This window comes from Luteimonas endophytica (assembly GCF_029887875.1).
Classification (GTDB): domain Bacteria; phylum Pseudomonadota; class Gammaproteobacteria; order Xanthomonadales; family Xanthomonadaceae; genus Luteimonas; species Luteimonas endophytica.
On the sequence record NZ_JARXRM010000027.1, the window covers coordinates 23,457 to 31,822 of the forward strand.

At 69.0% G+C, this 8,366-nt stretch carries 9 protein-coding genes; 2 read left to right on the plus strand and 7 right to left on the minus strand.

The window, feature by feature from the left end; all coding sequences use genetic code 11:
- Positions 1–147 precede the first annotated feature (147 nt).
- Positions 148–1,992 carry a translational GTPase TypA gene (gene typA, locus QFW77_RS07370; protein WP_280573805.1) on the plus strand — a complete coding sequence of 615 codons (1,845 nt, stop codon included), beginning with the start codon at positions 148–150 and terminating at the stop codon, positions 1,990–1,992.
- Entirely contained in the window at positions 1,989–2,573 is a 585-nt protein-coding gene (locus tag QFW77_RS07375) for a 2'-5' RNA ligase family protein (protein WP_280573806.1), read from the plus strand. The genes typA and QFW77_RS07375 overlap by 4 nt, the downstream gene beginning before the upstream one ends.
- Positions 2,574–2,630: 57 nt before the next feature.
- Here QFW77_RS07375 and QFW77_RS07380 read toward each other — a convergent pair whose 3' ends face one another.
- The 7 genes from QFW77_RS07380 to rpsM all read right to left on the minus strand — a co-directional run bounded on the left by QFW77_RS07380 (position 2,631) and on the right by rpsM (position 7,816).
- The gene (locus QFW77_RS07380) at positions 2,631–4,025 is read right to left on the minus strand and encodes a class II 3-deoxy-7-phosphoheptulonate synthase (RefSeq protein WP_280573807.1); all 1,395 of its coding nucleotides are present in this window, start codon (positions 4,023–4,025) and stop codon (positions 2,631–2,633) included.
- A 78-nt stretch (positions 4,026–4,103) separates the two neighbouring features.
- A complete protein-coding gene (locus tag QFW77_RS07385; protein ID WP_280573808.1) occupies positions 4,104–4,610 on the minus strand; it encodes a disulfide bond formation protein B in 507 nt (168 codons plus the stop codon).
- A gap of 82 nt (positions 4,611–4,692) precedes the next feature.
- Positions 4,693–5,070 carry a 50S ribosomal protein L17 gene (gene rplQ, locus QFW77_RS07390; protein ID WP_280573809.1) on the minus strand — a complete coding sequence of 126 codons (378 nt, stop codon included), beginning with the start codon at positions 5,068–5,070 and terminating at the stop codon, positions 4,693–4,695.
- Between the two features lie 175 nt (positions 5,071–5,245).
- Positions 5,246–6,244, minus strand: coding sequence for a DNA-directed RNA polymerase subunit alpha (locus QFW77_RS07395; RefSeq protein ID WP_280573810.1), 999 nt, complete (start codon positions 6,242–6,244; stop codon positions 5,246–5,248).
- Positions 6,245–6,407: 163 nt separating this feature from the next.
- Positions 6,408–7,043, minus strand: a complete 636-nt coding sequence (gene rpsD, locus QFW77_RS07400; RefSeq protein WP_180679423.1) for a 30S ribosomal protein S4 — start codon at positions 7,041–7,043, stop codon at positions 6,408–6,410.
- 14 nt (positions 7,044–7,057) lie between these two features.
- Positions 7,058–7,447, minus strand: coding sequence for a 30S ribosomal protein S11 (rpsK, locus tag QFW77_RS07405; RefSeq protein ID WP_280573812.1), 390 nt, complete (start codon positions 7,445–7,447; stop codon positions 7,058–7,060).
- A 12-nt stretch (positions 7,448–7,459) separates the two neighbouring features.
- Positions 7,460–7,816, minus strand: a complete 357-nt coding sequence (rpsM, locus tag QFW77_RS07410) for a 30S ribosomal protein S13 (RefSeq protein WP_180679425.1) — start codon at positions 7,814–7,816, stop codon at positions 7,460–7,462.
- Between the last annotated feature and the right edge of the window lie 550 nt (positions 7,817–8,366).

Sequence of the window (8,366 nt, forward strand, 5' to 3'; positions counted from 1 at the left end):
AGTCTGGAACCAGATGCGGCGCCCCGAACCCGGATTCAACCTGGGGCGGGATTGACGCAGCGCAACACGCTATAATACCCGGCTTCCTCCACTTCCCTACCGCGCCCTGCCCCACCGCACCGGCGCGCCTCGCCCATGTCCGCACCCATGTCCATCGAACGCCTGCGCAACATCGCCATCGTCGCCCATGTCGACCACGGCAAGACCACCCTCGTCGACCAGCTGCTCAAGCAGTCCGGTACCCTGAACGAGCGCGCCGTGGTCCCCGACCGGGTGATGGACAGCAACGACCTGGAAAAGGAACGCGGCATCACCATCCTGTCGAAGAACACCGCGATCCGGTGGACCGACCGGGACGGCCAGGTCTGGCGCATCAACATCGTCGACACCCCGGGCCATGCCGACTTCGGCGGCGAGGTCGAACGGGTGCTGTCGATGGTCGACTCGGTGCTGATCCTGGTCGACGCCATGGACGGGCCGATGCCGCAGACCCGCTTCGTCACCCAGAAGGCGTTCGCGATGGGCTTCAAGCCGATCGTCGTGGTCAACAAGGTCGACCGGCCGGGCGCACGCCCGAGCTGGGTGCTGGACCAGACCTTCGACCTGTTCGACCGGCTCGGCGCCAACGACGACCAGCTCGACTTCCATACCGTGTACGCCTCCGGCCTGCAGGGCTACGCGGGACCGACGGAGGACGTGCGCGAGGGCGACATGACCCCGTTGTTCGAGGCGATCTGCCAGCACGTCTCGCCGCCGCCGGTCGATCCGGACGGCCCGTTCCAGATGCGCGTCACGTCGCTGGACTACAACAGCTACGTCGGCATCATCGGCGTGGGCCGCATCCAGCGCGGCACGGTGAAGACCAACCAGCAGGTCACCGTGGTCGACCGCGAGGGCAAGACCCGCAACGCCAGGGTGCTGCAGGTGCTGGGCTTCATGGGCCTGGAGCGCGTCGAGGTGCCGCAGGCGCAGGCCGGCGACATCATCGCCTTCTCCGGCATCGAGGGCGTCGGCATCTCCGACACCCTGTGCGATCCATCCGCGGTCGAGCAGCTGCCGGTGCTGGCCGTGGACGAGCCGACCATCTCGATGACCTTCCAGGTCAACGATTCGCCGTTCGCGGGCGTCAAGGACCGCAGCGGTGGCAAGTTCCTCACTTCGCGCCAGCTGCGCGACCGGCTCACCCGCGAGACCCAGCACAACGTCGCGCTGAAGGTCGAGGACACCGCCGACGCCGACAAGTTCAAGGTCTCCGGCCGCGGGGAACTGCACCTGTCGATCCTGATCGAGACCATGCGCCGCGAGGGCTACGAGCTGGCGGTTTCGCGCCCGGAAGTGATCGTGCGCGAGATCGACGGCGTGAAGCAGGAGCCGTACGAGTCGCTGGTGGTCGACCTGGAGGAGCAGTTCCAGGGCGGCGTGATGGGCCGGCTGGGCGAGCGCAAGGCGATCCTCCAGAACATGGAGCCGGACGGCAAGGGCCGCGTGCGGCTGGAGTTCGTCATCCCGGCGCGCGGGCTGATCGGCTTCCAGACCGAGTTCCGCACCCTGACCGCCGGCACCGGCCTGCTGTTCCACGTGTTCGACCACTACGGCCCGCGCGCCGAGGGCGAAATCGGCCAGCGCATCAACGGCGTTCTGATCTCGAACGGCACCGGCTCTTCGCCGGCCTACGCCCAGATCGCGATGCAGGAGCGCGGCCGGCTGTTCATCGATCCGGGCGAGGAGATCTACGAGGGGCAGATCGTCGGCATCAATGCCAAGGACAACGACCTCACCGTCAACGCCCTGCGCGGTAAGCAGCTGACCAACTTCCGTGCCGCCGGCAAGGACCAGGACGAGGGGCTGATCCCGCCGATCCGGCTGTCGCTGGAGCAGGCGCTGGAGTTCATCGACGACGACGAGCTGGTCGAGGTGACCCCGAAACAGATCCGCCTGCGCAAGAAACTGCGCACCGAAACCGACCGCAAGCGGGCCAGCCGCGCGGCGTGAGCGGCGCGCTGTTTCCGGCCTGGCGGCCAGACGCCGGGGGCCTTGAACGGTTCGGCGCGCTGCTGGCCGGGTTGCAGGCCGCGCGCCCGGCCGAAGCGCCGCGACCGCAGCCACGCCGTCCCGACCAGTGGCACGCGACCCTGTGCTTCCTTGGCCACAGGGCCGCGCCGCAGCTCCCTTCGGCGCTGCTGGAAGCGCTCGCGGAGGCCGCGGCGCGCGTCCCGGCGCACCGGTTCGGCCTCGGGCGCATCGCCTACTGGCCGGGATCCGGGGCGGTGGTCGCATTGCCGCGGGAGTGCCGCGCCCTGCAGGCGCTGTGCGACGCGACCCGCGACGCCGCCCTCCGCTGCGGTATCAGGCCGGAGAAGGCCACCTCCCAGCCGCACGTGACCCTGGCCTACCTCGACCGCCACCTGCCCGCGCAGCCGTGGCTGGACGACATCGACTGCCGTGGCGACGACCTGCGCGTCGACGGCTTCGAACTGCTGTTCAATGCCGGCGGGCGCTACCAGGCCCTGGCCGGGTGGCCGCTGACCGGCACCGCGCTTCCCACCGAGCCGGCGCAGGCGCGGCTGTTCTAGCGAAACCGGCCGCGAAGCCCCCAGGGCACGGCGGCGGCAGGCGGCCGCCGCGTCCGCTCAGGCGCCGAGCGGCGGCTTGAGCTGCGCCTGCTTGTGCACGATCGCCATCGCGATCTCCAGGGCCTGCTCGTAGTTGAGGCGCGGGTCGACCGAGGAACGGTAGGCGCGGGTCAGGTCGAGATCGGTCAGATCGCGGGCGCCGCCGGTGCACTCGGTCACGTCCTCGCCGGTCAGCTCCAAGTGCACGCCGCCCAGCCGGGTGCCCGCCGCGGCATGCAGCTCGAACGCCTGCTCCACCTCGCTGCGGATGTTGTCGAAGCGGCGGGTCTTGTAGCCGTTGCTGGTCGATTCGGTGTTGCCGTGCATGGGATCGCAGATCCACAGCACACGCCGGCCCTCGCGCTTCACCGCCTCCAGCAGCGAAGGCAGACGCTCGGCGATCCCGGCCGCGCCCATCCGGTGGATCAGGCTGAGCCGCCCCGGCTCGTCTTCGGGGTTGAGCACGTCGATCAGTCGCAGCAGCTGGTCGGGCGCCACCGTGGGCCCAATCTTCACCGCGACCGGGTTGCGGATGCCACGGAAGTACTCGGTATGCGCGCCTTCCAGCGCCGCGGTGCGCATGCCGATCCACGGGAAGTGGGTGCTGAGGTTGAACCAGCCCCATTGCCGCGGCACCTGCCGGGTCTGCGCCTCCTCGTACGGCAGCAGCAACGCCTCGTGCGAGGTATAGAAGTCGACCCGGTTGAGGTTGTACACCTCGCTGCCCGACAGGGTCTCCATGAAACGCACCGCGTCGCCGATGCTGGCCACCATGCGGTGGTACTCGGCGGCCAGCGGAGAGTGCCCGACCCAATCCAGGTTCCAGTACTCGGGATGGTGCAGGTCGGCGAAACCGCCGTCGATCAGCGAACGGGTGAAGTTCATGGTCATTGCCGAGCGCGCGTGCGCCTTGACCATGCGCCGCGGGTCGGGCGTGCGCGCCTCGGGGGTGAACTCCGGGCCATTGACCATGTCCCCGCGGTAGCTGGGCAGGGTCAGGCCGTCGCGGGTCTCGGTATCGGCCGAACGCGGCTTGGCGTACTGGCCGGCGAAGCGCCCCACCCGGACCACGGGCAGGCGCAGGCCGTGCACCAGCACCAGGCTCATCTGCAGCAGCACCTTGAGCCGGTTCGAGATCAGTTCGGAACTGCAGTCGGAGAAGTTCTCGGCGCAGTCGCCGCCCTGCAGCAGGAAGCGCCGACCCTCCTGGGCGTCCGCGATCTGCTGCTTCAGGGCCAGGATTTCCCAGGACGTGACCAGCGGCGGCAGCGCCTGCAGCTCCTGCTGCACTGCCGCCAGCGCGCCGGCATCCGGGTAGGTCGGTAGCTGCAGCGCGGGGCGCGCGCGCCAGCTGTCCGGACTCCAGTCGGTCGGGAGGTTCACGGCGCGAAGGTTGCGTTCTGACTGCGGCATGGTCTGGGCCCGGCTTGGTCCGTCATCATGCCAGACTGCTGCACCGCGTCAATTTCGCCTGCAACCGTTGTGGGCGCCTCAGCGCCGGCGCTGGAAAGCCGCGTGCAGCGCCCAGGCACCCAGCAGCACGAACCACACCAGGCTCCAGGCCGGCATCGACAGGCCCAGGAAGGTCCAGTCGACCAGCCCGCAATCGCCGGTGCCGGTGAGCACCTTGCGGACCAGACTGCCGGTGGACATGGTCTGGCGCATGAAGTCCAGCGGCGGGCCACAGGCGGGAATCTCGGGCGGGAACAGCTGGATCCAGGTGTGGCGCCCGGCGATGCCGATGCCGACCGCCGCTGCAATCGCGGCCAGCCCCCCGTAGACGCGCCGGCCGGCGGCGCCCCGCGGCGCGTGCAGCCCGCCGACCAGCAACACCAGACCGAGCGTGGCGAAGGCGAGGCGCTGGAAGATGCACAAGGGGCAGGGCTCCAGCCCCCATTGCAGCTGGGAGAAGATCGCGAAACCGATCAGCGCCGCACAGGCCGCGGCTGCGATCAGGAAGCGGGCACGGAAGGACCAGCGCGAGGGGTTCGTCTGCATCGGCGCAAGATAGCAAAAACCCCGGCGCGTGGGCCGGGGTTCTGCGAAGCTCGAAGGCTGCCCGGAGCGGCCCGCGGAAGAACTATTCCGCCTCGGCCGCGGCCGGACGATCGACCAGCTCGACATAGGCCATCGGCGCGTTGTCGCCGTCGCGGAAACCGCACTTGAGAATGCGCAGGTAGCCGCCCGGACGCGCGCGGTAGCGCGGCCCCAGCTCGACGAACAGCTTGCCGACCGCTTCCTTGTCGCGCAGGCGCGCGAACGCCAGCCGCCGGTTGGCCACGCCGTCGTTCTTGCTGATGGTGATCAACGGTTCGGCGACCCTGCGCAGTTCCTTCGCCTTCGGCAGGGTGGTGCGGATCATCTCGTGCTTGAACAGCGACGCCGCCATGTTGCGGAACATCGCTTCGCGATGGGCGCTGGTGCGGTTGAATTTGCGTCCGGCTTTCTGGTGGCGCATGGTCTTGGTTCCTGAATTTGTCTCGGATGGCGACGCCCAACGCGCGCCTCTCGAATTCTATGCCTGCCATCCATGGCGGAGCGAAGCTGGCTTCGGATTGTCCCGCCCGGCCATCCGTGGCCGGGGGTTCGCGACCGCAACCGATGCCGATAGGGCATCGGCTAGACGCGGTCGCTCACCCAAGCATCCCGTGCTGGGAGACGCCGGCCGGCGGCCAGTTCTCCAGCTTCATGCCCAGCGACAGCCCACGCTGGGCGAGCACTTCCTTGATCTCGGTGAGCGACTTCTTGCCCAGGTTCGGGGTCTTGAGCAGCTCGACCTCGGTCTTCTGGATCAGGTCGCCGATGTAGTAGATGCTCTCGGCCTTGAGGCAGTTGGCCGAGCGCACGGTCAGCTCGAGGTCGTCGATCGGGCGCAGCAGCAGCGGGTCGACGCCAGCGGTCTGCTGCTTGGCGGCGCCCCGGTCGCGATTGGTGAAGTCGCCGAACACCGAGAGCTGGTCGGTGAGGATGTCGGCGGCGGTGCGCACCGCCTCCTCCGCATCGATGGTGCCGTTGGTCTCGATATCGAGCACCAGCTTGTCGAGGTCGGTACGCTGCTCCACGCGGGCGGCCTCGACCGCATAGGCGACGCGGCGCACCGGCGAGAACGATGCATCGAGCATCAGTCGGCCGATGGCGCGGGTTTCCTCGTCAGGCCGGCGGCGTGCGGCCGCGGGCTGGTAGCCGAAACCGCGCTCGATCTTGAGCCGCATGTTGACCGAGGCATCCTTGGTCAGGTGGCAGATCACGTGCTCGCCGTTGAGGATCTCGACGTTGTGATCGGTCTTGATGTCGGCCGCGGTCACCGTGCCCGGGCCGGACTTGGCCAGCGACAGGGTGGACGACTCGCCCGTGCCCATGCGGATGGCGACGTCCTTGAGGTTGAGCAGCACCTCGAGCACGTCCTCCTGCAGGCCCTCGATGGCGCTGTATTCGTGCAGCACGCCGTCGATCTCGACCTCGGTGATCGCGAAGCCCGGAATCGACGACAGCAGCACCCGGCGCAGTGCGTTGCCCAGGGTGTGACCATAGCCGCGCTCGAGCGGCTCGATCACCACCTTGGCGCGATTGCCGGCAAGGCGCTCGATCTGCGGGGCGCGCGGACGCAGGACCTGGTTGGCAGTAACCGTCATTTTCTTGGCTTCTCCTCAAATGCCGACGCGTGGGGGTGCGCGGCCATAGAGCTGTTGGAGCCCCCTTGTTACCGGGGGAGCCGGCGCGCGGCTGCACGCGCTGGCGGGGGGATCGGTGCGGCGCACGGCCGGCCACGGGCCGGCCGGGGAACCGGCGCCGGCCTTACTTCGAGTACAGCTCGACGATCAGCGCCTCGTTGATGTCGGACGGCAGGTCGCCGCGATCCGGCACCGCCTTGAACACGCCGGCGAACTTCTTGGCGTCCACCTCGACCCAGCCCGGCGACAGGTCCATCTGCGAGGACACGTCGAGCGCCTCCTGCACGCGCATCTGCTTCTGGGCGCGCTCGGCCAGGGCGATCGCGTCGCCGGCCTTGACCTGGTAGGACGGCAGGTTGACCGGCTTGCCGTTGACCGTCACGCCGCGGTGGCTGACCAGCTGGCGCGCGGCCGGCCGGGTCACGGCGAAGCCCATGCGGTAGACGACGTTGTCCAGGCGGGTCTCCAGCAGCTGCAGCAGGTTCTCGCCGGTGTTGCCCTTCTTGGTCGAGGCCTTCTTGTAGTAGTTGCGGAACTGCCGCTCGAGCAGGCCGTAGATGCGCTTGACCTTCTGCTTCTCGCGCAGCTGGACCGCGTAGTCGGAGAGCTTGCTGCGGCGTGCGCCGGTGCCGGCGCCGTGCTGGCCGGGCTTCTGCTCCAGCTTGCACTTGGAATCGAGCGCGCGCGACGGGCTCTTCAGCGAGAGGTCGGCGCCTTCGCGGCGGGCGAGCTTGCAGGTGGGACCGATATAACGAGCCATGTCTTCTCAGCTCCTCAGACGCGACGCTTTTTGGGAGGCCGGCACCCGTTGTGCGGGATCGGCGTCACGTCGATGATGTTGGTGATCTTGTACCCGACGTTGTTCAACGAACGCACCGCCGACTCGCGCCCCGGGCCGGGCCCCTTGATGCGCACTTCCAGCGACTTCACGCCGTAGTCGAGCGCGGCCTTGCCGGCCTTCTCGGCGGCGACCTGCGCGGCGAACGGGGTCGACTTGCGGGAACCGCGGAAACCCGCGCCGCCCGAGGTCGCCCACGACAGCGCGTTGCCCTGGCGGTCGGTGATGGTGACGATGGTGTTGTTGAACGAAGCGTGGACGTGGGCGACACCGTCGGTGACGACGCGCTTGATCTTCTTCTTGGTCTTGGCAGCCGGCTTGGCCATGGCGTTGTCCCCTTACTTCCGGATCGGCTTGCGCGGACCCTTGCGGGTGCGGGCGTTGGTGCGGGTGCGCTGGCCGCGCAGCGGCAGGCCGCGGCGGTGGCGCAGGCCACGGTAGCTGCCCAGGTCCATCAGGCGCTTGATCGACATGCCGACCTCGCGACGCAGATCGCCCTCGACCACGAACTTGCCGACCTCGGAGCGCAGGCGCTCGACTTCCGGCTCGGACAGGTCGACGATCCGGGTCGAAACCTCGACGCCGGCCGCTTCGCAGACCTGCTTGGAACGGGTACGGCCGATGCCGTAGATGCTTTGCAACCCGACCCAGACGTGTTTCTGGGCAGGCAGGTTGACACCCGCAATACGCGCCATGAGGCGATCTCCAAACTGTTTTGGCTGCCGGACCTTGGATCCGGCGGAGTGAACACGAAATTGTATCAGGGTCTCGGGTTTCCAGGAAGCCCCAGGACGGCCTGACCGGCCATCCGGGAGCTCCGGCACGGGGAGTGTGCCCGTGCTCCGGCGATAGCCCGGCGCCGGCCGCTGCCCGGATGTCCCGGGCCACGGCCGCCCCGCGCACTCACGCGGGGACAGGCACCCGACCACCCGCGCGCGAGACCGCCGCCCGGGTCGCCCATCTTCCCGTCCTGCGCAGTCGTCAGGGCCGGGTTTCGTTCTGCTGCCGCTCCCGGTTCGAGCCGGGCGCGGCGCCATCTGCAGCAGCCATCCGTGGCGGGACTATCTTGGCTCTGGAGTAGCCGGCCCGGCCATCCTTGGCCGGGCGCTCGCGCGGGCGGCGCGCAGTGCCGCGCTAGCGCGCCCGCGCTCCCTGGCGGGAAACGATTCCCCACAAGGGCCGGTGTTCTTGCCATCCATGGCGGGACTGCGCTGCCTCCGGAGGGACCTGCCCGGCCATCCATGG